This window comes from Aeromonas sp. Y311-2 (assembly GCF_027706025.1).
GTDB lineage: Bacteria > Pseudomonadota > Gammaproteobacteria > Enterobacterales > Aeromonadaceae > Aeromonas > Aeromonas veronii.
The window spans coordinates 277,048-299,253 of sequence record NZ_JAPDCL010000002.1 but is presented as its reverse complement, the minus strand read 5'-3'; the positions used below and the strand labels follow the sequence as shown (position 1 = coordinate 299,253).

Genomic DNA, 22,206 nt, shown 5'->3' with positions numbered 1-22,206 from the left:
CGCCATTCACCAGCATGAAAAAGGGAGCCAAGTTGGCTCCCTTTGCATTACAGCGTCTGACACAGTTTCAAGGGCCTTCCTCAAGCCAGCTTGTCCAGCATCTCCTTGGTCACCAGCACAATCCCCTGCTCGGAGCGGTAGAAGCGGCGGCTATCCTCATCGGCATTCTCGCCCACCACCAGCCCATCGGGTAGCACACACCCTTTATCCACCACCACCCGGCGCAGACGGCAACCGGCACCAATCTCTACCCCGGGGAAGATGATGGCCTGATCCAAGGTGCAGAAGGAGTGCACCCGCACATTGGTAAAGAGCACCGAGTTGAGCACAAATGACCCACTGACGATGGTACCGCCCGAGAACATGGAGTTGATGGTCATGCCATGCTGACCATTGCGATCCTGCACAAACTTGGCCGGTGGCGTCAGGGTCTGGCTGGTCCAGATGGGCCAGTTCTGATCGTAGATATCGAGCTCGGGCAGCACGGAGGCGAGATCCATGTTCGCTTCCCAGAAGGAGTCCAGCGTACCCACGTCACGCCAGTAGGGCTTTTGCCCCTCGCGCGCCCCGACACAGGACATGTTGAAGGGGTGAGCAAATGCCATCCCCTCCTCCACGATGCGGGGGATCACATCCATCCCGAAGTCGTGTTTGGAGTCCTGATTATGAATATCCTCCTCCAGCAGTTGATAGAGGTACTCCGCCTCGAAGATATAGATCCCCATGGAGGCCAGCGAGCGATCTTCGCAACCCGGCATGGCGGGCGGATTGGCCGGTTTTTCGACGAAGGCGCGGATCTTGCGCTGCTCGTCGATATCCATGATCCCGAAGGCGGATGCCTCAGCCCGCGGCACCTCGATACAAGCCACAGTCACCTTGGCGCCAAGGCGCACATGGTCGAGCAGCATGGCAGCGTAATCCATCTTGTAGATGTGATCCCCCGCCAGCACCACCAGGTATTTGGGGCCGTAGTCACGGATGATATCGACGTTCTGATAGATGGCATCGGCGGTGCCGCGATACCAGTGCACCTCGTCCACCCGTTGCTGGGCAGGGAGCAGGTCGATGAATTCGTTCATCTGGTAACGCAGGAAGGACCAGCCCGATTGCAGGTGACGCAGCAGACTGTGAGACTTGTATTGGGTGACTACACCAACGCGGCGGATCCCCGAGTTGATACAGTTGGAGAGCACAAAATCAATGATCCGGAATTTGCCACCGAAATGGACGGCAGGCTTGGCGCGGTTGTCAGTCAACTGCTTCAGGCGACTACCACGTCCACCCGCCAACACCAGTGCCATACTCTGGTTCAATAATTGTCGTGCTTTGGCACTATTTTCGGGCTCTAACAACATGATTTACCTCTGCCTTGTTTGATCTATTTTCAACTCATCTTCGCCTGTTTCGGCACCTGTGAAAGTGGTTTCACTCACATTTAACCGATCTCAATTGACCCTTTTCACCGAGTTGCGAGGAATAGCATGCTTTGCTCCGCCAGCTTGGTTAAAATTCCCCCACAAAGCAGCCACTTCAAGGATGACAAGATGGTTCACAAGCTCGGACGCACCCTCTTTCTGATCGCCACCATAGTGACCATACCCCTGCTGCTCCTGCAAGCAGTTTGGTTGGCCCTTCAGAGCACACCGCTCACTTTGGCCATTATTCTGGCCACCACACTGCTTGGCATGATCCTGCTGTTGATGCTGGCCATCCGCACCATGGATGGCATGCTCCAGCATCAGGAGCTAACCTGGGTCAAGGCGATCAGGGGGCGGGATCCCTCACAACTCGATGAGCCCGCCTCCCAGGAGGTGCTGCAACAGCTGCTGGAACAGTTCGAAAGCGCCGAGCAGAGCGCTCATCGCCAGCTGACCGAGCTCAGCAACCTGGCCACCACAGACGAGCTGACCCAGCTACTCAACCGCCACGCGTTTCGCCGCGACATGACCGAGTTGCTGCAGCGGGATCAGGACACCCAGACCGCGACCCTGGTGCTGATCCGTGCCACCGAGCTTGGCAAGATCAACGCCCAGCGCGGCTTCCAGTCTGGTGATGCCTACATCAAGGACATGGCGGCCCTTATCAAGCGGGTGGTAAGCCGCTTCCCGGGCAATCAGGTCTACCGCATCTCGGGGGCCGATTTTGCCGTGCTGGTGCAACCGGTGGCCAATATTCCCCCCCATCTGCTGGGGCAGGATTTGAAGGTGGCCTTCGATCACTATCAGGATCAGCACGAGCTGGAGAGCACCGGTTACTCGGGGCTGACCAAGCTCAGCAGCGGCCAGAAAATCGAAGCTGTGCTGGCCAGAGCGGATCTGGCGCTGGCTCGCGCCCAGACTGAAACCATCAACGGCTGGGCCATCCAGCAGGATGACAGCGCCTCCGAGCTACAGGGGCAACACCACTGGCGCGACGTGCTGACCGAAGTGCTGGCGCAGGAGCGCCTCAGCTTTACTTACCAGCCGATCCAGCCCCTGCACCGTAGCATGCTGGCCTACAACGAGATCTACACCCGCTTCAGCGGCAATGACGGCACCGCCCTGCCCACCGACACCCTGTTTGCCATGGCCCAGCGGCTCGATATGGTGATGCGGCTGGAGCAACTGGTCATTACCCACATCATGCGCCAGTACCGGGCCTTTGGTGCCAACCAGAGTCGCTGGGGGATCAACCTCTCCCCCAACCTGCTGCAAAACAGCGCCTTCCTGATCTGGCTGGACCGCCAGCTGCTCAAAGATCCCAATACCAGCGCCAATCTGGTGTTCGAACTGGATGAAGAGCATCTGGAGCGCAACCTGACCGGCGCCAAGCGGGTGTTTGAACTGCTGCGCCGCAACGGCAGTCGCTCGGCCATCGCCAATTTCGGCAAGGGGATCGGTTCCTTTACCCTGTTTCGCGAGCTCAAGCCCGACTACATCAAGCTCGATCCTGCCCTGATCACCGGACTGGAGCAGGATCAGACCAACCAGCAGTTCGTGCGGATGATCGTCGATGTATCACATCGGATGGGGTGTCAGGTGATTGCAGAGGGGGTAGAACAGCTTGGCCAGAAACAGCTGCTGCAGGGGATGTACGTGGATGGCTTGCAGGGCTATCTGATCGCCCGGCCGCAACCGCTGCGACCGGATATCAGCCAGCTGGGGCTCTTTACTGAGGATGCTTCAGCTTCAAAAGGGTCAGAATGATGTCATTGAGCTGGCGATAGCGCTCCAGCTCTTTCTGATCGTACCGGGTCGCCAGGGTGGTGGGGTTGTGGCGGTTCTTGAGGTAACGGTTGATTTGCAGGCGATTGAACCCCGCCACCTGATAGACCTGGCCAAGCAGGGTATTGAGTTCATCGTGCTCCAGACCTGCTCTGGCCAGATAGTCCCCATCGGCGGGACTCTCGGTCTGGTGACTCCACTTGCCAATGCGACCACTCTCCTGCAGATAGCTGAGCCACTGTTCGATATAGAGAGGTTTACACCCCGCCAACAGGTTGAAAAAGCCCACCGCGTCGCAACGACAACCGCTCAGAAGCACGACCGCCAGCTGATCGTCATCGCACTGGAAGGTCACTGGTCCGGCTTGCGCCCAATCCAGGGCCTGCACCCGAATACTGGCCTTCTCACCCGCAGCTCCCGTTACGTCGAATACAAACATGGCGCTCCTCCCTTGGCAAAAGGTTGATGATGGACCATCCCCCTGACAGGTGCAAAGGCAAATCGGCTTTTAACTCATCAATCGGGCTATTCGACCATAAAAAAGACCGGCACCCTCACGGATGCCGGTCTTTGTCCCGATGGCCTGTGCGTTCAGGCCATCAATGGAGGCGCTTTCAGGCGTCCAGTTCAACCAGAGCCTTGGCCAGCTCGATGGGTTCGAGCTCCTGGCCTTCCAGATCGGCGTTCCAATTCGGGCCGACCAGTACATCGTCTTCATCCAGATCGTTGATCCAGATATCGAGAAACTCTTCCAGATCGATCACTTCCGGCTCGTAATCGGCCCACTCATCGACGCAATGCAGACGGGCGTCCTCTTCGGCAGACCAGAGCGGCATCACGTCGGCATCTTCAAATTCGGCGGAGCGGCAGACGACCCAGTCTTCCCCATAGCGCAGACCCCACACCTGACCCGACTCGCGGACTTGTTCGATAAACAGTTGGAAATTGGCGTCAAGGTTGTCGTTAAGCATGCTCATGGGATTCTCTCTTTCTTTCGGGTGCTGCGGCATTGTCGGGCGACAATACGATGGCCAAATGGTGTCGTAAAAGTGACATGGACTCAAGCATATTGGGGTTATTCCGGGAAAAAAGCCGGGATAACTCCCATTTGCCTGCAAAAACGCCTCCCGATGGAGGCGTCTTGCAGATTCAGGAGATCAACGCTCCCAGTAAACCTCTTCCAGGCTGTCCTCTTTCTCCGGCAAACCGCGGGAGAGACGGGGACTGCTCTGGGCCAACACCTCGTAGCTGACGCGGTTGGCGTATTTGCACACCTGGGCCAGTGAGGAGTAAGTCAGGAACTCGGAGATGTGCTTGGCGGAGTTGGGCACATTCATCCGGTGATAGGAGTTGGCCACCATGTCGTGCAGCACGGCGGAAAGGGCGCCATCCCCTGCCCCGTTGGTGTTCTTGATCTTCTCCGGGCCACCCATGTACGGGGAGATGTGGGAGTAGATACGGGCCGGTTTACGGCACTTGGCCCGGGCCATCGGGCGGCTGAACTCATACATGTTGAACTCGGGGATAACGCCCGGCAACAGGGTATGAGTGGTCTCGCGCTTGTAGTCCTCGTCGGTGTAGCTCGCCATATAGAGGCCGATGGGGCCAGCAGTACAGAGCACCATGTCGGCCCAGTCGAGCGCCTTGTCGGCAGCACCGAGCGGATCAGCGATACCGGTCAGGGCTTCACCTTCGTCTTCGTTCATCGCCAGCACGGTCACGTTCTCGGCAATGAAGTCGCGCCACCACTGGGGGTTTTCGTCGATGACGAAACGGGTGCCCAGGGTCAGCACCACGGGAATACCGGCCTCACGGGCATAACGCACCGCGGTCATGGCCGCCTCTTTCATCGGGTCACCATCGTCGCCACGCACCAGATAGGCGGTGATCACCAGGGCAGACGCCCCCTTGATCACATCCTCCGGAATGTGCTGCACATCCAGCTGGTTCATCTTGCCGGCGTTGATACCGAAGCTGCGCTCGCCGCACTCGGTGATGAAGGTGAAGCAACGACCGATGGGGCCATCCACCGGCTGCAGATAGTCCAGATTGACGCGGGAAGAGGTGTTGCACAGATAACGGTAGGCGTAGCAGCCGATGCGAATATCCTGACTCATCACACCCAGCAGGATGGAGTGGGAATCGGCCAGTACCGAGTAGTTGTGTACCGTGTTGCCAATGGTGCCACCGGCAAACTCGCTCACCACCATGTTGTTGGCCTTGAGCTCGTCATAAATGCGTTCTGCCACGTCGTCGTTGATGACGACGGAGTGCCCCTTGCTCAGACCATAACGGGTCAGAAAGTCTTCATCCACATGGGCTTCGATATCAACCAGGGTCTGATCAATCCCGACGACGTAGGCTTTGCCCAGCTCGGTTAACAGGGGATTTTGCGGCACCAAGGGATCGCGTCTGTCGACAGGGAAGTAGTGTTTGGACTTGCGCTGACCGGGAAATTTCATGGCAATGTTCTGTGCTCTGGGGGAAAGAGGGGCGGGATTTTAACACAATCCGCCGCCCCGAAAAGTCGCCCTGTTTAAATAATGGAGTCAGTATAGACAAGGCTTGCAAGGAAAAACGTTTGCCTTTTCACCATATAAAAACCACCCCGCCCGGGGTGGCTCTATAGCATAAAAAAGCGTCGGTTTTCAGGCGGCCGCCATCCCCTGCAACAGGGCCAGCAGCGAGAAGAGGCCGAGGGCTAGCCAGAACAGCAAGGTGCCCAGAAAACGGGGCACATTGGGGGCTTTGGGGATCTGGATGCCAATGGCATGCAGGATGCGGCCGACCAACAGCATGGCGCCACCGGCATGCAGCCAGAGCGCACCGGCACCGGATAGCTCGCACAGCGCCATCAGCAGCAGGGTCAGCGGCACATACTCGGCAAAATTGCCGTGAGCCCGGATCGCCGCCAGCAGCTCGGGAGCTTCCCCCTGCCCTATCATCACCCCGAACTGGGCACGACGTCTGACCACCCAGAAGGAGAGCCCCAGAAACAGCAGCCCCAGCAGACCTGCATAAATCAGCGTGATATGTACCATGACTCGACTCCTTGTTTGACTGACTGCCGGTCACTCATGCCAATTCGCGGCAGATGAGCGAGACCATCATCCTGATATGGGCCTGATCGCTGTTGAGGGCCGGAATATATTCAAACCGCTCGCCACCAGCCTCCATGAAGATCTCCCGGTTCTGTACCTGAATTTCCTCAAGGGTTTCGAGGCAGTCGGCGGCAAAGGCGGGGCAAATTACATCGAGCCGCTTGATGCCCGCAGCTGGCATACCGGCGATGGTCACGTCGGTGTAGGGCTTGAGCCACTCCTCCTTGCCAAAGCGGGACTGGAAGCTGGCCGTCCACTGCCCGGCCTCCAGCCCGAGCGCCTCGGCCAGCAAGCTGGCGGTATGGCGACACTGGTGACCATAGGGGTCCCCTTCGTTCTCGTAGCGCTCGGGAATACCGTGGAACGACATCAGCAGGTGATCGCCCTGACCGTGCTGCTCCCAGTGACGGCGCACGCTCATGGCCAGCGCCTGAATGTATTCGGGATGGGCGTGATAATCACGAATAAGCCGTACCACCGGCAGATTGCGTTCTCTCTTCATCGCCTTGCCCCAGGCATCGAAGACCGAGGCGGTGGTACTGACCGAATATTGCGGATAGAGCGGCAACAGGATCACCCGGTTGACCCCTTTGGCCTTGAGCGCCTGCCAGCCATCATTCACTGACGGGGAACCATAGGTCATCGCCAGTTCCACCGGCACCTCAACCCCCTCCCGCTTGAGCTCCTGCTCCAGTGCGGTGCGCTGCTGCTTGCTTATCACCATCAGCGGCGAGCCCTGCTCGGTCCACACCTGCTGATAGAGCTTGGCCACTTTGGGCGAGCGCGTCGGCAAGATGATGAAGTGGAGCAGCGGACACCAGAGGTAACGGGGCAGGTCCACCACACGGGGATCGTGCAGGAACTGGCTGAGGAACGCTTTGACGGCAGCGGTGGTCGGTGCGGCTGGGGTACCCAGATTGACCAGCAATATTCCGGTTTTCGTGGTCACGTTGGCTTCCTGTCTATCTGTCATTATGCAAAAAGGGCCCGACAGGGCCCTTCTCTTTATTTATCTGATGGCACGGGAAACTGTGCCGGCAGCAAAGATCAGCCCAGAATGGTGGCAAGCTGCTTGCTGACCAGATCAACCGGCTGGGTGCCGTCGATCTTGACGTAACGGGTGTGGCCCGCTTCCGCCTCTTTGCCGTAGAAACCGATCAGCGGCGCGGTCTGCTGATGATATACATCCAGACGCTTGCGTACTGTGGTCTCTTCGTCGTCGGCGCGGATCACCAGATCTTCACCAGTCACGTCATCCTTGCCTTCCACTTTCGGCGGGTTGAACACCACGTGGTAGGTACGGCCGGAGCCGGAGTGAACGCGACGGCCGCTCATGCGCTTGACGATCTCTTCGTCCGGCACATCGAACTCCAGCACGAAATCAACCACGACACCGGCGTCCTTCATGGCTTGCGCCTGGGGAATGGTGCGCGGGAAACCGTCCAACAGGAAGCCTTTGGCGCAGTCCGGCTGAGCGATGCGCTCTTTCACCAGACCGATGATGATGTCGTCAGAGACCAGCTGACCTGCGTCCATCACAGCTTTGGCTTTCAGACCGAGCTCGGTGCCCGCTTTGATCGCCGCACGCAGCATGTCGCCGGTGGAGATCTGGGGAATACCGTGTTTTTCCATGATGAACTGAGCCTGGGTACCTTTGCCGGCGCCCGGAGCCCCCAACAGAACAATGCGCATACACGCTCCTATTGATTGGTTATTCAAATCTTGCGAAGGCAAAAAAGTACACGGTTTCGCCCGTTTCTACAAGGGTGAGCCACCTGAATGAGCACTTTATCACCACAATAACCGGCTGATCGAACAGGATTTCATCGCAAGGGGAAGACGCAAAAATAGCCAGGGATTCAGCATAGAGCGCCAAAAGCAGGAAGGAGGTACGACAGAAAAAAAGATCCCGGCTCAGGGCCGGGAATTGCGCTCAAAAGTAACTACTTGTCGCTCGTAGTAGGAACAGGGCAATAGTAGTTTGCCCCCTGTGCGTCAACAACTGTCAGATGTGACAGGCAGGCCGCTATGAAACCGGAACTGCGGATCCGGCGAGCAGATTAGCTCGGCTTCCAGCTTGCCAAAGAAGGCCACCCGTTCGCTGATATCCTCCCCTGCGTACTGTTCGGCCAGGCTCAGGTAATCCTGATAGTGGCGCGCTTCGGAGCGCAGCAAAGAGACATAGAAGCGGCTCAGCTCTTCGTCCAGATGGGGCGCCAGCTTGGCAAACCGCTCGCACGAGCGTGCCTCGATATAGGCGCCGATGATCATCTTGTCGACTATGGTGGCCGGCTCATGGGTGCGCACATGCTGCATCAACTGGCGGGCATAGCGGGAGGCCGTCACCGGCCCGTATTCGATGCCGCGGGCCTGCATGATCTCCAGCACCTGCTCGAAGTGATGCAGCTCCTCCTGAATGAGCCGCACCATGGGAAACAGCAGTGGATTGCGCTCCAGCTCGGCAAAGACGGTGCGATCAGACTCTCCCATGCTGCGTTTGCCCAGGATCTCGGCCTTCTCCGGGATGGCATCCAGCTCGCGATAAAACTCCAGCTTGGGCAGCAGATGGCGCTTGCCCTTGGGCAGGCAGTAGCGGCGCACCAGACTGTGGGCAGTGAGTGCGGCCTTGGTCTCGCAGTTGGCGTGATCGATGAGCAAGGTCGGTAAACGGGCCGGATCCCGCGCCATCTCTACCCACTCATCCGGGGTCTCGCACTGCAAAAACTGGCGCACCGGGGCTAGCAGATCATCCATCTGAACTCTCGTCTCTTAAAAGCGTATCGATCATATATGTTGCCGCCTATGCTAGCGGATCCCGCTGGCCATGCCCATATCCGGCAAGATAAACGGATGTTTTTCAAACAGATACCCCCTACCCCTTCTGCCCGTGCAAGGTAGAAACGACAATGGGGGCCACTGGCCCCCATCTCGCTATCCCATCCGGCAAAACCGCAAACGTTTAACTACCTTCGTTAAAAATTTCCAGATTGCTGGTGCCTTCCTGCCATTCACGCACCGCTTTGGTGTCATCGTTGCGTAGGGCATTGAGATGATCCAGATAGGACTGGTCCACGTCGGAGGTGACGTAGTGGCCATTGAACACCGAGGTCTCGAAGTGACGCAGATCCGGGTTGATCTCCCGTACGGCGGCTTCCAGATCTTCCAGATCCTGGAAAATCAGACCGTCAGCGCCAATCAGCTTGCACACCTCTTCCACTTCGCGGCCGTGGGCGATCAGCTCGTTGGCTGTGGGCATATCGATGCCATAGACGTTGGGGAAGCGAATTTCCGGCGCCGCCGAGGCGAAGTAGACCTTGGCTGCCCCTGCTTCACGGGCCATCTGGATGATCTGCTCGGACGTGGTACCACGCACGATGGAATCGTCCACCAGCAACACCTTCTTGCCCTTGAATTCGGAGCTGATGGCGTTGAGCTTGCGACGCACCGACTTCTTGCGCTGGGTCTGGCCCGGCATGATGAAGGTACGGCCGATGTAGCGGTTCTTCACGAAGCCCTGACGGTACGGCAGGTCGAGGGTATGGGCGATCTCCAGCGCCACGTCACAGGAGGTCTCGGGGATGGGGATGACCACGTCTACATCGAGATCTTCCCACTCGCGGGCAATCTTCTGACCCAGCTTGCGACCCATGTTGAGGCGGGCGGCGTAGACCGAGACCTTGTCGATGCACGAATCGGGACGGGCGAAATAGACATATTCGAAGATACAGGAGCTCATCTGCGGGTTCTCCGCACACTGCTCGGAGAAGAGTTGACCCTGCTCGGTAATGTAGATGGCTTCACCCGGCGCAATATCCCGCACCGTCTCGAAACCGATGGCGTCGAGCGCCACGCTCTCGGAGGCGAGCATGTACTCCACCTGGCCCTGCTCGTCCTGACGACGACCGAGGATCAGCGGACGAATGCCGTTGGGATCACGAAAACCGATGAGACCATGGCCAATCACCAGCGAGACCACCGCATAAGCACCGCGGATCTGCTGATGGGTTCTGCGCACCGCGGCGAAGATATCTTCGGGACGCAGCGCCATCTTGTCACAGCGATCCAGCTCGTGGGCCAGCACGTTCAGCAGCACTTCCGAGTCGGAGGTGGTGTTGATGTGACGGCGGGCGACCTTGAACTGCTGCTCCTTGAGCTCCTTGGCGTTGGTGAGGTTGCCGTTATGGGCCAGCACCATGCCGTAGGGCGAGTTCACATAAAAAGGTTGGGCTTCAGCGGCACTTGAGCTGCCTGCGGTGGGGTATCTGACATGACCTATGCCGATGTTCCCTTGCAAACGCTGCATGTGGCGCACTTCAAACACGTCCTTCACCAGGCCATTGGCCTTGCGTTGCCGGAAGTTTCCACTATCAATGGTCACGATCCCGGCGGCATCCTGTCCCCTGTGCTGCAACACCGTCAAGGCGTCGTAGAGGGCCTGATTGACGGGGGTGGTGCCAACTATACCGACAATACCACACATGTCTTTGCTACCTCGAAGTCACTATACCTGTTTAAGAAAACTGGATGAGTTCAACATGAACCCGAAAAACCACTGGATCACCGGCTTGAACTCCGGCACCAGCTTGGACGCCACCCACCAGTCGCTCTGGGAGAGGCTGGTGAAGGTATCCATGAAAAAAAGCAGGGCACTGACGATCAGCACCCCGCGAATTGCACCGAAGCAGACCCCCAGCACCCGATCGGTACCGGAGAGACCCGTCTTGTCCACCAACAGGCCCACCACATAGTTGACCACGCTGCCGAGGATCAGGGTCGCCACAAACAGCGCCGCGATGGCCAGACCGTTGCGAACCAGCGCGTCGGAGAAGGAGGTGAAATAGACGGCGAGATCGGGATAGAAATGGCTGGCAATAAAGAAGGCGACGAACCAGGTGACAAGAGACATGGCCTCCTTGACGAAGCCGCGCACCAGGCTGATGAGAGCAGAGAAACCGACGATGCCGATGATGGCGTAATCAATCCAGACCATAGAAAGAGATGTCCTGCGAAATTGCGGCGCAGTCTAACAAAAACGATTGCGCATTGCTTGATAAAAATGTGTTAACTGTTCAAAGCGACGCCGAAAAGCCGCATTTTTTCAGCACTAAAACGGTTGATCGGCGCCAGAATGCACAACGCCATGGCAATGCCATGGCGTTGTGGTCTGCGGTGTGAGCTTACCCGATGTGGGTCAGGCCACCCATGTAGGATTGCAGCGCAGCCGGGATGGCGATGCGGCCATCTTCCTGCTGGTAGTTCTCCATCACGGCAACCAGGGTACGACCCACCGCCAGACCGGAGCCGTTCAGGGTGTGCAGCAGCTGCGGCTTGCCGTCGATACGCACGCGAGCCTGCATGCGGCGCGCCTGGAAGTCGGTGCAGTTGGAGACAGAGGAGATCTCACGGTAAGTATTCTGGGCCGGCAGCCACACTTCCAGATCGTAGGTCTTGGAAGCGCAGAAGCCCATGTCACCGGTAGAGAGCGCCATCACGCGATACGGCAGCTCCAGCAGTTGCAGTACCTTCTCGGCGTGACCCACCATCTCTTCCAGTGCATCCCAAGATTTCTCCGGGTGAACCAGCTGAACCATTTCAACCTTGTCGAACTGGTGCATACGGATGAGGCCACGGGTATCACGACCGTAGGAACCGGCTTCGGAGCGGAAGCAGGGGCTGTGGGCGGTCATCTTGATTGGCAGCTCTTGCGCGTCAAAGATCTCGTCACGGGCCATGTTGGTGAGCGGCACTTCAGAGGTCGGGATCAGAGAGAACTTGCGCAGCTTGCCCTCTTCTTCCCCTTCACCTTCGATACCGGTGTTGAACAGGTCCTGAGCAAATTTCGGCAACTGACCGGTGCCATAGAGGCTGTCCGGGTTCACCAGATAGGGCACGTAGCACTCGGTGTAACCGTGCTGCTGGGTGTGCAGATCCAGCATGAACTGAGCCAGGGCACGGTGCAGACGGGCAATCTGACCCTTCATCACCACGAAACGGGTACCGGAGAGTTTGACGCCATTCTTGAAGTCAACGCCCTTGGCCGCTTCGCCCAGATCGATGTGATCGCGTACCGGGAAGCTGAACTCGCGCGGGGTCCCCCAGCGGCGCACTTCCACGTTGTCGTTCTCGTCACGGCCCACCGGAGTAGTCTCGCTCGGCAGGTTGGGGATGGCGTCGGCAATGGCTTTCAGCTGGGCCAGCAGGGCATCCAGCTCGACCTTGCTGGTTTCCAGCTCGTCGTTGATCTTGGTCACTTCGGCCTTGAGCGGGGCAACATCTTCACCACGACGGGCAGCTTCACCGATGGATTTGGAGCGGGCGTTGCGCTCGGCCTGCAGCTCCTGGGTACGGGACTGCAGATCCTTGCGTTTCTCTTCCAGAGCGTTGACAGCCGCTACGTCCAGAACGTAGCCACGTGTCGCCAGACGAGCGGCAGCCTCTTCGATATCGCTGCGCAGATATTTGGGATCCAGCATGGTTTACCTACTTTTTTAAAATGGGATCTGGGCCTGAGTCGTCATGACGGGCTGGGAAACAGATCCGGAAGTTAACATCGGTTGGCGCACCCCAATCGTCTTCAGAATCGGGCCTTAACTATCAGGCCTTCGAGATCAAGAAGATGGCGCAAGGCCAAGACAAGCGGGGTCAGACGGGCAGTGTAGCAGACCGCCCCCCCGCCCGAACAGGGACTATTTGTGTCGTTTTTACCGACTTTGGCACGCAAACCGTCCTGCATATTCAAACGCCTGACCAATTTTCAGCCATGCGAGGTAACAAAGGGGCTATTTGCCCCGTTGCTGCGGACTTTGCCTGTCCAGTTCATGGAGGTAATCGAGCTTCTGGCCAATCTGCTTTTCAAGGCCGCGATCGGTGGGCTGGTAGTACTGCTTGCCCGCCAGCTCGGGCGGAAAATACTGCTCGCCAGCGGCATAGGCGCCCGGCTCGTCATGGGCATAGCGATACTCGGCGCCATAGCCCAGATCGCTCATCAGCTTGGTCGGCGCATTGCGCAGGTGTACCGGCACCTCGAAGTCAGGGAGGTTTTTGGCATCATGAAGCGCCGCCTTCCAGGCGGTATAGACCGCATTGCTTTTCGGGGCGCAGGCGAGATAGACGATCGCCTGGGCGATAGCCCGCTCCCCTTCCGCCGGCCCAATCCGATGGAAACAATCCCAGGCCGACAGGGCGACCTGCATGGCACGGGGATCGGCATTGCCCACATCTTCCGAGGCAATCGCCAGCAAGCGGCGGGCAATATAGAGGGGATCGCAACCGGCGCTCACCATACGGGCGTACCAATAGAGCGCCGCATCCGGCGCCGAGCCGCGAATGGATTTGTGCACCGCCGAGATGAGGTCGTAGAAGTGATCGCCCCCCTTGTCGAAGCGGGCCACATGCTCCCCCACCACGGCGGCGAGCAGGGCACTGTCGATCACCCGCGCCCCTGTACTGTCGGTTTCGGCCATGTCGGCCAACAGCTCCAGATAGTTGAGGGATTTACGCCCGTCCCCATCCACCGCCTTGGCCAGCGCCTCTTTGACGCCGGGGGCGAAGGTGAGTGCCGGATCATTGAGACCACGGGGATCGGTCATCGCCTGATCGAGCATGGCGAGAATATCGCTCTCCTCCAGTCGCTTGAGCAGATAGACCCGGGCTCGTGAGAGCAGTGCGTTGTTGAGTTCGAACGAGGGGTTTTCAGTGGTGGCACCGATAAAGGTGATGGTGCCATCTTCGATGTGAGGCAGGAACACATCCTGCTGGCTCTTGTTGAAGCGGTGCACCTCATCCACGAACAGAATGGTGCGCACTCCGCGCCAGCTGTTCTCTTTGGCCTTGTCGATGGCGGCGCGGATCTCCTTGATGCCGGAGGTGACCGCAGAGAGTCGCTCCACTTCCGCCTGACAGTAGTGAGCCATCAACTCCGCCAGCGTAGTCTTGCCGGTACCGGGCGGTCCCCACAGGATCATCGAGTGGCAGTGACCAGCCAGAATGGCTTTGCGCAGGGGCTTGTCAGCCCCCAGGATATGTTGCTGACCGATATACTGGTCGAGGTTTTGCGGCCGCATCCGGGCCGCCAGCGGACGAAAGTCCGACGAGAAATCCAGCGACAAGTTACTCATCTGTATTGACCACCCAGCGTCACGCCACTCGCCTTTGACTGGCGCGGTGGCGAGCAATCCAACGACCGCTTGCTCATTAGCGCTGGTCGTCCAGCTCTACCCCCTTCGGGATCTTGAAAACAAATTCGTTGCCCTTGAGCACCGGCTTGCGGTTGAAGCTGCTCAGGGTGAATTCACTCCACTGCCCTTGCGCCTCTTTCACATCGAAACGACTGATGTTGTCTTGTCTGTCGAAGGTGACACGGAAGGAGGCGATCAGCTCATCCTTGTTGCGGCTGGTGACGGTGTAGACATCGCCCTGCTGGGTCACGTCATAGTTCTTCCAGAACTTGTCGTCATTACCGGCGATCAAGATAAAGGGGGTGTTGAGCACCGCATCTTTCAGCTTGAGGGCAGTGACCTGCTCGACGAAGGGATCATAGACCCAGACATCCTGACCATCTGCCACGATCAGGCTCTCGTCCGGCGAGGTAGTGTGCCAGTTGAAACGGTTTGGCCGCTGCACCAGCAGGTCGCCGCTGGCCTTTTGCAGCTCCTTGCCCTTGCTGTCATAGACGGTCTGGGCAAATTTGGCGGAGAAGAGGCTCACCCCCGCCAGCTTCTGTTTGAGATCGCTGGCCGCATCGGCCCACACCTGGCTGCTGGCCATCAGCAGCACGGTACCCATCAACAGTTGTTTTTTCATCACGCTCTTCATAAAGACGCTCTCGATAAAAGGCCACGCCCACGGAGGGCATGGCCAGGGATAGTATGAAACGGTGAGGCTTAGTCCCGCACCGGCGGCGGTGCCAACACGTCGCGCTGACCATTGCCACCCGGTGAGCTAACGATGCCCTGATTCTCCATCTGCTCGATGAGACGGGCTGCCCGGTTGTAACCAATCTTGAACTTGCGCTGGACGCTGGAGGTCGAGCCACGGCGGGACTCCACCACGAAAGCAACCGCTTCGTCGAACAGGGGGTCGAGCTCTTCATCGCCACCACTGCCATATTCGCCGCTGCCACCTTCGCCACCCGACTCACCGGAGAGGATCTCCTCGATGTAGTTCGGCTCGCCGCGCAGTTTCCAGTCCGCCACCACCTTGTGCACTTCGTGATCATCGACGAACGCACCGTGTACGCGGGTCGGGTTGGAGGTCCCAGCCGGCATGTAGAGCATGTCGCCCATACCGAGCAGAGATTCGGCGCCGCCCTGATCGATGATGGTGCGCGAGTCGATCTTGCTCGACACCTGGAACGAAATACGGGTCGGGATGTTGGCCTTGATAAGACCGGTAATGACATCCACCGACGGGCGCTGGGTCGCCAGAATGAGGTGAATACCGGCGGCCCGCGCCTTCTGGGCGATACGGGCGATCAGCTCTTCCACCTTCTTGCCGACGATCATCATCATGTCGGCAAATTCGTCCACCACCACCACGATGTGGGGCAGCTTCTCCAGCTCCGGCGGCATCTGATCCATGGAGTCACCCGGGCGCCACAACGGATCCAGCAGGGGTTCTCCCTCCTCGATGGCGGCCAGTACCTTGTCGTTGTAGCCCTTGAGGTTACGCACCCCGACCGCCGACATCAGCTTGTAACGGCGCTCCATCTCGCCCACACACCAGCGCAGGGCGTTGGCGGCGTCCTTCATGTCGGTCACCACCTCGGTCAGCAGATGCGGGATCCCTTCGTAGACCGAGAGTTCCAGCATCTTGGGGTCGATCATGATGAAGCGCAGATCATCGGGGGATGACTTGTAGAGCATCGAGATGATCATGGTGTTGACCCCCACCGACTTACCTGAACCTGTGGTACCGGCCACCAGCAGGTGCGGCATCTTGGCCAGGTTCACCACCACCGGCTCGCCGGCGATGTCCTGACCCAGGCCCATGGTGAGCGGGTTGCGGCTATCGCGGAAAGCATCGCAGTCAAGGGTTTCGCGCAGATAAACGGTCTGACGCACCCGGTTGGGCAGCTCGATCCCCACATAAGTCTTGCCCGGGATCACCTCAACCACCCGCACGCTGCTTGCAGACAAGGAGCGGGCCAGATCGCGCGAGAGGTTGGTGATCTTGCTCGCCTTCATGCCCGGCGCCAGATCCAGCTCGAAACGAGTAATGACCGGGCCCGGATAGACACCGACCACCTTGGCCTGCACGTTGTAGTCGGCAAGCTTGGCCTCCACCAGACGCCCCATGCGATCCAGCTCATCCTTGCTCATCATCTGGGTCTTGGCTGGCGGTCTGTCCAGCAGTTCGATACTCGGCAACGGCGGCATTGTTGACTGCGGACGACGCTTGGGCTTGGTTGGTGCGACGACTACCGGCGCGGCGACCTCGTCGTCCCCTTCGGCCCACGGCAGATCCAGATCGTCCTCATCATCGTCGTCGGCCACAGCCAGTACCGGCTGGCGGCGACCATTGGCGGCCGCCACCGCACGTTTCGGCTTGGCAGCCGGAGTCGGCTCGTCCTCTTCATCATCAAACTGTGGGTCGAACTCGAAGGTATCGTCGTCGAGTTCCGGCAGCCACTCTTCGGCGGCAGCCTTCTGATTCTTGGCCTTGGGCTTGCGAGTCCAGCTGGTGTGCGGCTCATCTTCCTCATCATCAAACGCGATGGCCCCTACCCCGCCTTCCAACAAGGGATCCGGCCCCTCGTTGCGAGGTTGACGCCAGCCACCGGTCAGCCAGCGGCCGAGGGTGGTCGGGAAGTGGTAAACAGCGCTGACCGAACCGGTACAGGCCGCGCCGATCTGCTCGACGATGGTGAGCCAGGACCAGCCGGTAAACAGGGTGATGCCGGTTGCCACGAAGCAGAGCAGCATCAGGTTGGCCCCGACGCCGCCAAACAGCGGCACCACTGCAGAAGCGATCACATCCCCCACCAGACCACCGGCGGAGAAGTTTTGCATATCGTTGAAGTTCATGCTGGCAATTGCCGACATGCCGAGCACGGTCAGGATAAAGCCGATGATCCGCACCCCCAGGGTGAGGTAATCCACATCGAGCAGACGGCTCGGGCGCCAGAACAGACTCCAGCCCAGCAGCACCACCAGCGGCGGCACCAGATAGGAGAAGGCACCAAAGGTAAACATGGTGATATCGGCGAGCCAGGCACCGGCACTACCGGCGAGGTTCTTCACCTCCCCTTGCCAGGAGGTCTGGGACCAGCCGGGATCAGCGGGATGATAGGACAACAGGGCAAGCAGAAGATAAGCAGCCATCAGGGTGATGGCGATCAAGACGGCTTCGAAGATCCGTTGTATACCTGATAAAGGAGTAAACAGCTTTTTATCGGCCAAACTCCGGCTCCTTTCTGAAAACATGTAATGCAGGAAATAAGGGGGCCTAGTATCCCCGAAAAGCCCATCGATTGTCAGCCAGAGCCTGATGGGACGGGGCCATATTTGCAATTATCTTTACAAGAAGAAACGAGCGGACCGGCCGCTCGTTTCTGACTGTCATGGTGTCTCATATGGAAAAGACACCACGGCATAACCTGCTTTATCGGGTGTTGATCACCAGACGACTGCTCTGCTTGACCTCTTCCATCACCACATAGGTGCGGGTGTCATTGACACCGGGCAGACGCAGCAGGGTTTCCCCCAACAGACGGCGGTAAGCCGACATGTCGCTGACTCGGGTCTTGAGCAGATAGTCGAAGTCACCGGAAACCAGATGACACTCCTGGATCTCTTCGAGTACCTGAACAGCCTTGTTGAACTGTTCAAACACATCAGGCGCCCCGCGATTGAGGGTTATCTCTACAAACACCAGCAGAGATGCGTCCAGATAATGAGGGTTCAGAATAGCGGCATATCCTTCGATATAACCTTGTCGCTCGAGGCGACGAACCCGTTCCAGACACGGTGTAGGACTCAGGCCAACTCGCTTGGACAACTCAACATTCGAAATCCTGCCATCCTTTTGCAGTTCATTAAGAATGTTGCGGTCAATCCTGTCCAAATCCTTTAGCCGACTCTTAGCTTCCATCATTTTATTCCATCCTTTGGCTATTTTTTGGTAAGAATCACCAGTCATTTTATAATTATGGTCACAAATCCTGTCAATACCTGAATATACTAGGCGCAAATGTTGGTTAACATTTTGGCAACATGAAACACCAATCTATAGACGAGGGATAGCATGATTATCGGTGTACCTAAAGAGATAAAAAACCATGAATACCGCGTAGGCATGGTTCCGGCCAGTGTACGTGAACTGACAGCACGAAACCATACTGTTTTCGTCCAAAGCGGTGCCGGAAACGGCATTGGCTTCAGCGATGCAGATTATATCGCTGTTGGCGCCGAAATTTTGGCCTCTGCAGCAGAGGTTTTCGCCAAAGCCGAGATGATCGTCAAGGTCAAGGAACCTCAGCCTGTCGAATGTGCCATGCTGCGTCCGGGTCAAACCCTGTTCACCTATCTGCATCTGGCGCCAGACTTGCCCCAGACCGAAGCCCTGCTGAAAAGCGGCGCCATCTGTATCGCCTATGAAACCGTCACCGACGGCCGTGGCGGCCTGCCCCTGCTGGCCCCCATGTCGGAAGTCGCAGGTCGCATGTCTATTCAGGCGGGTGCCCAAGCGCTGGAAAAATCGCGCGGTGGTAGCGGTGTGCTGCTCGGCGGCGTACCCGGTGTCGAACCGGCCAAGGTGGTGATCATCGGTGGCGGCGTGGTCGGCTCCAATGCGGCCCGCATGGCCATTGGCCTGCGCGCGGATGTCACCATCCTCGATAACAACGTCGATACCCTGCGCCGTCTCGATAACGAGTTCCAGGGAGCGGCCAAGGTGGTCTACTCCAACAGCGAGACGCTGGAGCGCCATCTGCTGGCGGCCGATCTGGTCATCGGTGGCGTGCTGGTACCGGGTGCCACTGCGCCAAAACTTGTCCGCCGTGACCACATTGCGCGCATGAAGCCGGGTTCTGCCATCGTCGATGTGGCCATCGATCAGGGCGGCTGTGTGGAAACCTCCCACGCCACCACCCACCAGGATCCGACCTATATTGTCGATGAAGTGGTGCACTACTGTGTCGCCAACATGCCGGGGGCGGTGGCCCGCACCTCGACCGTGGCGCTCAACAATGCCACCCTCCCCTTTATCATCAAGCTGGCCCAGCAAGGGTATCGTCAGGCACTGCTGAGCGACCCCAACCTGTTGCACGGGCTCAACGTGATGGAGGGCAAGCTCACCTGCAAGGAAGTGGCCGTGGCACATGGCCTTGCCTACACGGATCCCCTGACCCTGCTGAACTGATCTGCGCTGGCCTGCGCCAGTTGGAGATGAGTGAAAATCCGCCCGCGATGGGCGGTTTTTTTATTCCTTTATTTTGCATGTCACCCCTTGTGAACACGATTAGTGCAATCGACTCACCAGCCTTTGACCCCGGATCACGAATTACCTACAATCGCGCAAACTCATCACATCCCGGAAATGACATCATGAGCCAAGTCACTCACAGCAAATTGCTGATCTTAGGGTCAGGCCCGGCCGGTTACACCGCGGCCGTCTACGCCGCCCGCGCCAACCTCAATCCACTGCTCATCACCGGCATGCAGCAAGGGGGTCAGCTGACCACCACCACCGAAGTGGAGAACTGGCCAGGTGATCCGGAAGGGCTGACCGGCCCTGCCCTGATGGAGCGCATGAAAGAGCATGCAGAGAAGTTCGACACCCGCATCCTGTTTGATCACATCAACAGTGTCGAACTGACTCAGCGCCCGTTCCGCCTCAAAGGGGACAACGGCGAATACACCTGCGATGCCCTGATCATTGCGACCGGCGCCTCCGCCAAGTATCTGGGCCTGCCCTCCGAAGAGGCCTTCAAGGGGCGCGGCGTCTCCGCCTGTGCCACCTGTGACGGTTTCTTCTACCGCAATCAGGAAGTGGCGGTGATCGGCGGCGGCAACACCGCTGTTGAAGAGGCCTTGTATCTGGCCAACATCGCCAAAAAGGTGCACCTGATCCACCGCCGCGACGAGTTCCGTGCCGAGAAGATCCTGATCAAGCGTCTGCACGACAAAGTCGCGAGCGGCAACATCGTGCTGCACACCCACCAGACCCTGGACGAAGTGCTGGGCGATCAGATGGGGGTCACCGGTGTGCGCCTGCGCAACACTCAGGACAACAGCACCAGCGAGCTGCCGCTGATGGGCGTCTTCATCGCCATCGGCCATCAGCCCAATACCCAGATCTTCGATGGCCAGCTGGAGATGCAAAACGGTTATCTGAAGGTACGTGGCGGCCTCGACGGTTTTGCCACCCAGACCAGCATTGAAGGTGTCTTCGCTGCCGGCGACGTGGCCGACCACAACTACCGTCAGGCGATCACCTCTGCCGGTACCGGCTGCATGGCAGCCCTCGATGCCGAACGCTACCTCGACGCGCAATAAACAAGCGCAGATGTGATATAAGGCATACCAGTCGGTATGCCTTTTTTATTTAAAGGAGTCTAATGAAACAGAAGATATTGATTGTCGAAGATAGCCTGACCATCCGCCGTATGCTGACTCAGGCCATTGCCCAGCAGACAGGCCTCGAGATTGACGCCTTCGATACCCTCGAAGGTGCCCGTCACTGCCGGGGCGAGGAGTATGTGGTCGCGCTGGTGGACCTGACCTTGCCGGATGCGCCCCGTGGCGAAGCGGTCAACGAGCTGCTGGCTCGAGGTTTGCCGGTGGTGATCCTCACTGCCGACATCAGCGAGGATAAACGTGCCGCCTGGCTGGAAACCGGCGTGCTGGACTATGTGATGAAGGATTCGCGCCACTCGCTGCAATATGCCGTCAGTCTGGTGCACCGCCTCTATCTCAACCAGTCGATCGAAGTGCTGGTAGTCGACGACTCACGCACCTCCCGTCACCGCACCATGGCCCAGTTGCGCAAGCAGTTGTTGCAGGTGCATGAGGCCAGTCATGCCCGTGAAGCGATGGCGATGCTGGAGCAACACCCGGACATCCGGCTGGCACTGGTCGACTACTATATGCCGGATATCGATGGCATCAGTCTGGTGCGGATGCTGAGAGAGCGTTACAGCAAGCAGCAGCTCGCGATTATCGGGATCTCGGTCTCGGACAAGCGCGGTCTCTCTGCTCGCTATCTCAAGCAGGGCGCCAACGACTTTCTCAACCAGCCGTTCGAGCCGGAAGAACTGCAGTGTCGGGTCAGCCACAATCTGGAAGCGCTCGAGCAGTTCAACAGCATTCAGGAGTCAGCCAATCGTGACTACCTGACCGGTCTCTACAATCGGCGCTACTGGTTCAACGAAGGGCAAAAATGGTTTGAAGAATATCAGCGCCAGCAGACGCCTCTTGCACTCTGTGTGCTCGATGTGGATCACTTCAAGCAGGTCAACGATCACTGGGGCCATGCCATCGGCGATCAACTGCTCTGCCATCTGACCCGGCTACTGACCCAGTTCTTCCCCGATGCCATGATCGCCCGGTTTGGCGGAGAGGAGTTTGCCATGATGGTGCCTCACTGTACCGTCCCCGTGTTGATCAAGCGTCTTGAAGGGCTGCGTCAGCAGCTGCGCCAGCAACCCTTGTCACCGGAAACCCCGCTCTTTGTTCGCGCCAGTTACGGCGTGATCAGCGTCGGGCGGATATCCATGGACGAGGCGCTGAGCGTAGCGGATCGGCTGCTCTATCAGGCAAAGAACACCGGTCGCGATAAGATAGTCTCTCAAGAGACAGCTATCTGAATCCTCAGGGCATCAGTCCCGTGTATTACCGCCCGACAGACTTTCCGACAGGAGAGTCTGCGGGTTCCTTCCCTGCCACAGTCTCCCCATCACCATG

Annotated in this window: 20 protein-coding genes; 5 read left to right on the top strand and 15 right to left on the bottom strand. The window is 58.4% G+C overall.

Annotation, left to right across the window (positions count from 1 at the left end; all coding sequences use genetic code 11):
- Positions 1-80 precede the first annotated feature (80 nt).
- The gene (gene glgC, locus OKC42_RS03365; RefSeq protein WP_064338134.1) at positions 81-1,355 is read right to left on the bottom strand and encodes a glucose-1-phosphate adenylyltransferase; all 1,275 of its coding nucleotides are present in this window, start codon (positions 1,353-1,355) and stop codon (positions 81-83) included.
- A 189-nt stretch (positions 1,356-1,544) separates the two neighbouring features.
- On the opposite strand from glgC, the gene OKC42_RS03360 reads away from it, so the two are divergent.
- The gene (locus OKC42_RS03360; protein WP_064338135.1) at positions 1,545-3,185 is read left to right on the top strand and encodes an EAL domain-containing protein; all 1,641 of its coding nucleotides are present in this window, start codon (positions 1,545-1,547) and stop codon (positions 3,183-3,185) included.
- On the opposite strand, the gene OKC42_RS03355 is transcribed toward OKC42_RS03360, so the two are convergent.
- The 9 genes from OKC42_RS03355 to OKC42_RS03315 all read right to left on the bottom strand — a co-directional run bounded on the left by OKC42_RS03355 (position 3,148) and on the right by OKC42_RS03315 (position 11,294).
- Positions 3,148-3,642, bottom strand: a complete 495-nt coding sequence (locus OKC42_RS03355; protein WP_042055706.1) for a hypothetical protein — start codon at positions 3,640-3,642, stop codon at positions 3,148-3,150. The genes OKC42_RS03360 and OKC42_RS03355 overlap by 38 nt on opposite strands.
- A gap of 175 nt (positions 3,643-3,817) precedes the next feature.
- Positions 3,818-4,180, bottom strand: a complete 363-nt coding sequence (locus OKC42_RS03350) for a DUF2750 domain-containing protein (RefSeq protein WP_005337077.1) — start codon at positions 4,178-4,180, stop codon at positions 3,818-3,820.
- A gap of 180 nt (positions 4,181-4,360) precedes the next feature.
- Positions 4,361-5,665: an inosine/guanosine kinase gene (locus tag OKC42_RS03345; protein ID WP_005337079.1), complete on the bottom strand. Its 1,305-nt coding sequence runs from the start codon at positions 5,663-5,665 to the stop codon at positions 4,361-4,363.
- A gap of 186 nt (positions 5,666-5,851) precedes the next feature.
- Positions 5,852-6,244, bottom strand: a complete 393-nt coding sequence (locus tag OKC42_RS03340) for an MAPEG family protein (protein WP_064338136.1) — start codon at positions 6,242-6,244, stop codon at positions 5,852-5,854.
- Positions 6,245-6,278: 34 nt separating this feature from the next.
- A complete protein-coding gene (hemH, locus tag OKC42_RS03335) occupies positions 6,279-7,253 on the bottom strand; it encodes a ferrochelatase (protein ID WP_064338137.1) in 975 nt (324 codons plus the stop codon).
- A gap of 98 nt (positions 7,254-7,351) precedes the next feature.
- A complete protein-coding gene (gene adk, locus OKC42_RS03330; protein WP_005337083.1) occupies positions 7,352-7,996 on the bottom strand; it encodes an adenylate kinase in 645 nt (214 codons plus the stop codon).
- Positions 7,997-8,299: 303 nt separating this feature from the next.
- Positions 8,300-9,058, bottom strand: coding sequence for a tRNA isopentenyl-2-thiomethyl-A-37 hydroxylase MiaE (gene miaE, locus OKC42_RS03325; protein ID WP_005346385.1), 759 nt, complete (start codon positions 9,056-9,058; stop codon positions 8,300-8,302).
- A 205-nt stretch (positions 9,059-9,263) separates the two neighbouring features.
- Entirely contained in the window at positions 9,264-10,784 is a 1,521-nt protein-coding gene (purF, locus tag OKC42_RS03320) for an amidophosphoribosyltransferase (RefSeq protein WP_005351229.1), read from the bottom strand.
- Between the two features lie 21 nt (positions 10,785-10,805).
- Positions 10,806-11,294 carry a CvpA family protein gene (locus OKC42_RS03315; protein WP_005337086.1) on the bottom strand — a complete coding sequence of 163 codons (489 nt, stop codon included), beginning with the start codon at positions 11,292-11,294 and terminating at the stop codon, positions 10,806-10,808.
- An 8-nt stretch (positions 11,295-11,302) separates the two neighbouring features.
- Here OKC42_RS03315 and OKC42_RS03310 point away from each other — a divergent pair, with 8 nt between their 5' ends.
- On the top strand, positions 11,303-11,479 hold the full coding sequence (locus tag OKC42_RS03310) for a hypothetical protein (protein ID WP_155396129.1): 177 nt from the start codon (positions 11,303-11,305) through the stop codon (positions 11,477-11,479).
- A gap of 2 nt (positions 11,480-11,481) precedes the next feature.
- On the opposite strand, the gene serS is transcribed toward OKC42_RS03310, so the two are convergent.
- The 5 genes from serS to lrp all read right to left on the bottom strand — a co-directional run bounded on the left by serS (position 11,482) and on the right by lrp (position 18,397).
- Positions 11,482-12,777 (bottom strand): serine--tRNA ligase, encoded by a 1,296-nt coding sequence (gene serS / locus OKC42_RS03305; RefSeq protein ID WP_005351225.1) that lies wholly within the window; start codon positions 12,775-12,777, stop codon positions 11,482-11,484.
- Between the two features lie 306 nt (positions 12,778-13,083).
- Positions 13,084-14,421 carry a replication-associated recombination protein A gene (locus tag OKC42_RS03300; RefSeq protein WP_021230553.1) on the bottom strand — a complete coding sequence of 446 codons (1,338 nt, stop codon included), beginning with the start codon at positions 14,419-14,421 and terminating at the stop codon, positions 13,084-13,086.
- A 76-nt stretch (positions 14,422-14,497) separates the two neighbouring features.
- Positions 14,498-15,106 carry an outer membrane lipoprotein chaperone LolA gene (gene lolA, locus OKC42_RS03295; RefSeq protein ID WP_041202312.1) on the bottom strand — a complete coding sequence of 203 codons (609 nt, stop codon included), beginning with the start codon at positions 15,104-15,106 and terminating at the stop codon, positions 14,498-14,500.
- An 80-nt stretch (positions 15,107-15,186) separates the two neighbouring features.
- Positions 15,187-17,703: a DNA translocase FtsK gene (locus OKC42_RS03290; RefSeq protein WP_270819055.1), complete on the bottom strand. Its 2,517-nt coding sequence runs from the start codon at positions 17,701-17,703 to the stop codon at positions 15,187-15,189.
- A 202-nt stretch (positions 17,704-17,905) separates the two neighbouring features.
- Entirely contained in the window at positions 17,906-18,397 is a 492-nt protein-coding gene (gene lrp / locus OKC42_RS03285; RefSeq protein WP_270819054.1) for a leucine-responsive transcriptional regulator Lrp, read from the bottom strand.
- A gap of 150 nt (positions 18,398-18,547) precedes the next feature.
- On the opposite strand from lrp, the gene ald reads away from it, so the two are divergent.
- The 3 genes from ald to OKC42_RS03270 all read left to right on the top strand — a co-directional run bounded on the left by ald (position 18,548) and on the right by OKC42_RS03270 (position 22,109).
- Positions 18,548-19,663: an alanine dehydrogenase gene (ald, locus tag OKC42_RS03280; RefSeq protein ID WP_005337098.1), complete on the top strand. Its 1,116-nt coding sequence runs from the start codon at positions 18,548-18,550 to the stop codon at positions 19,661-19,663.
- Between the two features lie 185 nt (positions 19,664-19,848).
- Positions 19,849-20,799, top strand: a complete 951-nt coding sequence (trxB, locus tag OKC42_RS03275; protein ID WP_019445530.1) for a thioredoxin-disulfide reductase — start codon at positions 19,849-19,851, stop codon at positions 20,797-20,799.
- A 62-nt stretch (positions 20,800-20,861) separates the two neighbouring features.
- Complete coding sequence (locus tag OKC42_RS03270; protein ID WP_064338140.1) at positions 20,862-22,109, top strand: diguanylate cyclase; 1,248 nt, start codon at positions 20,862-20,864, stop codon at positions 22,107-22,109.
- The last annotated feature ends 97 nt before the right edge of the window (positions 22,110-22,206 follow it).

Excerpts from the sequence above, each read along its gene's own strand:
- glgC (WP_064338134.1), bottom strand. The coding sequence starts at position 1,355 with ATGTTGTTAGAGCCCGAAAATAGTGCCAAAGCACGACAATTATTGAAC.
- OKC42_RS03360 (WP_064338135.1), top strand. The coding sequence starts at position 1,545 with ATGGTTCACAAGCTCGGACGCACCCTCTTTCTGATCGCCACCATAGTG.
- OKC42_RS03355 (WP_042055706.1), bottom strand. The coding sequence starts at position 3,642 with ATGTTTGTATTCGACGTAACGGGAGCTGCGGGTGAGAAGGCCAGTATT.
- OKC42_RS03350 (WP_005337077.1), bottom strand. The coding sequence starts at position 4,180 with ATGAGCATGCTTAACGACAACCTTGACGCCAATTTCCAACTGTTTATC.
- OKC42_RS03345 (WP_005337079.1), bottom strand. The coding sequence starts at position 5,665 with ATGAAATTTCCCGGTCAGCGCAAGTCCAAACACTACTTCCCTGTCGAC.
- OKC42_RS03340 (WP_064338136.1), bottom strand. The coding sequence starts at position 6,244 with ATGGTACATATCACGCTGATTTATGCAGGTCTGCTGGGGCTGCTGTTT.
- adk (WP_005337083.1), bottom strand. The coding sequence starts at position 7,996 with ATGCGCATTGTTCTGTTGGGGGCTCCGGGCGCCGGCAAAGGTACCCAG.
- miaE (WP_005346385.1), bottom strand. The coding sequence starts at position 9,058 with ATGGATGATCTGCTAGCCCCGGTGCGCCAGTTTTTGCAGTGCGAGACC.
- purF (WP_005351229.1), bottom strand. The coding sequence starts at position 10,784 with ATGTGTGGTATTGTCGGTATAGTTGGCACCACCCCCGTCAATCAGGCC.
- OKC42_RS03315 (WP_005337086.1), bottom strand. The coding sequence starts at position 11,294 with ATGGTCTGGATTGATTACGCCATCATCGGCATCGTCGGTTTCTCTGCT.
- OKC42_RS03310 (WP_155396129.1), top strand. The coding sequence starts at position 11,303 with ATGTCCTGCGAAATTGCGGCGCAGTCTAACAAAAACGATTGCGCATTG.
- serS (WP_005351225.1), bottom strand. The coding sequence starts at position 12,777 with ATGCTGGATCCCAAATATCTGCGCAGCGATATCGAAGAGGCTGCCGCT.
- OKC42_RS03300 (WP_021230553.1), bottom strand. The coding sequence starts at position 14,421 with ATGAGTAACTTGTCGCTGGATTTCTCGTCGGACTTTCGTCCGCTGGCG.
- lolA (WP_041202312.1), bottom strand. The coding sequence starts at position 15,106 with ATGAAAAAACAACTGTTGATGGGTACCGTGCTGCTGATGGCCAGCAGC.
- lrp (WP_270819054.1), bottom strand. The coding sequence starts at position 18,397 with ATGATGGAAGCTAAGAGTCGGCTAAAGGATTTGGACAGGATTGACCGC.
- ald (WP_005337098.1), top strand. The coding sequence starts at position 18,548 with ATGATTATCGGTGTACCTAAAGAGATAAAAAACCATGAATACCGCGTA.
- trxB (WP_019445530.1), top strand. The coding sequence starts at position 19,849 with ATGAGCCAAGTCACTCACAGCAAATTGCTGATCTTAGGGTCAGGCCCG.
- OKC42_RS03270 (WP_064338140.1), top strand. The coding sequence starts at position 20,862 with ATGAAACAGAAGATATTGATTGTCGAAGATAGCCTGACCATCCGCCGT.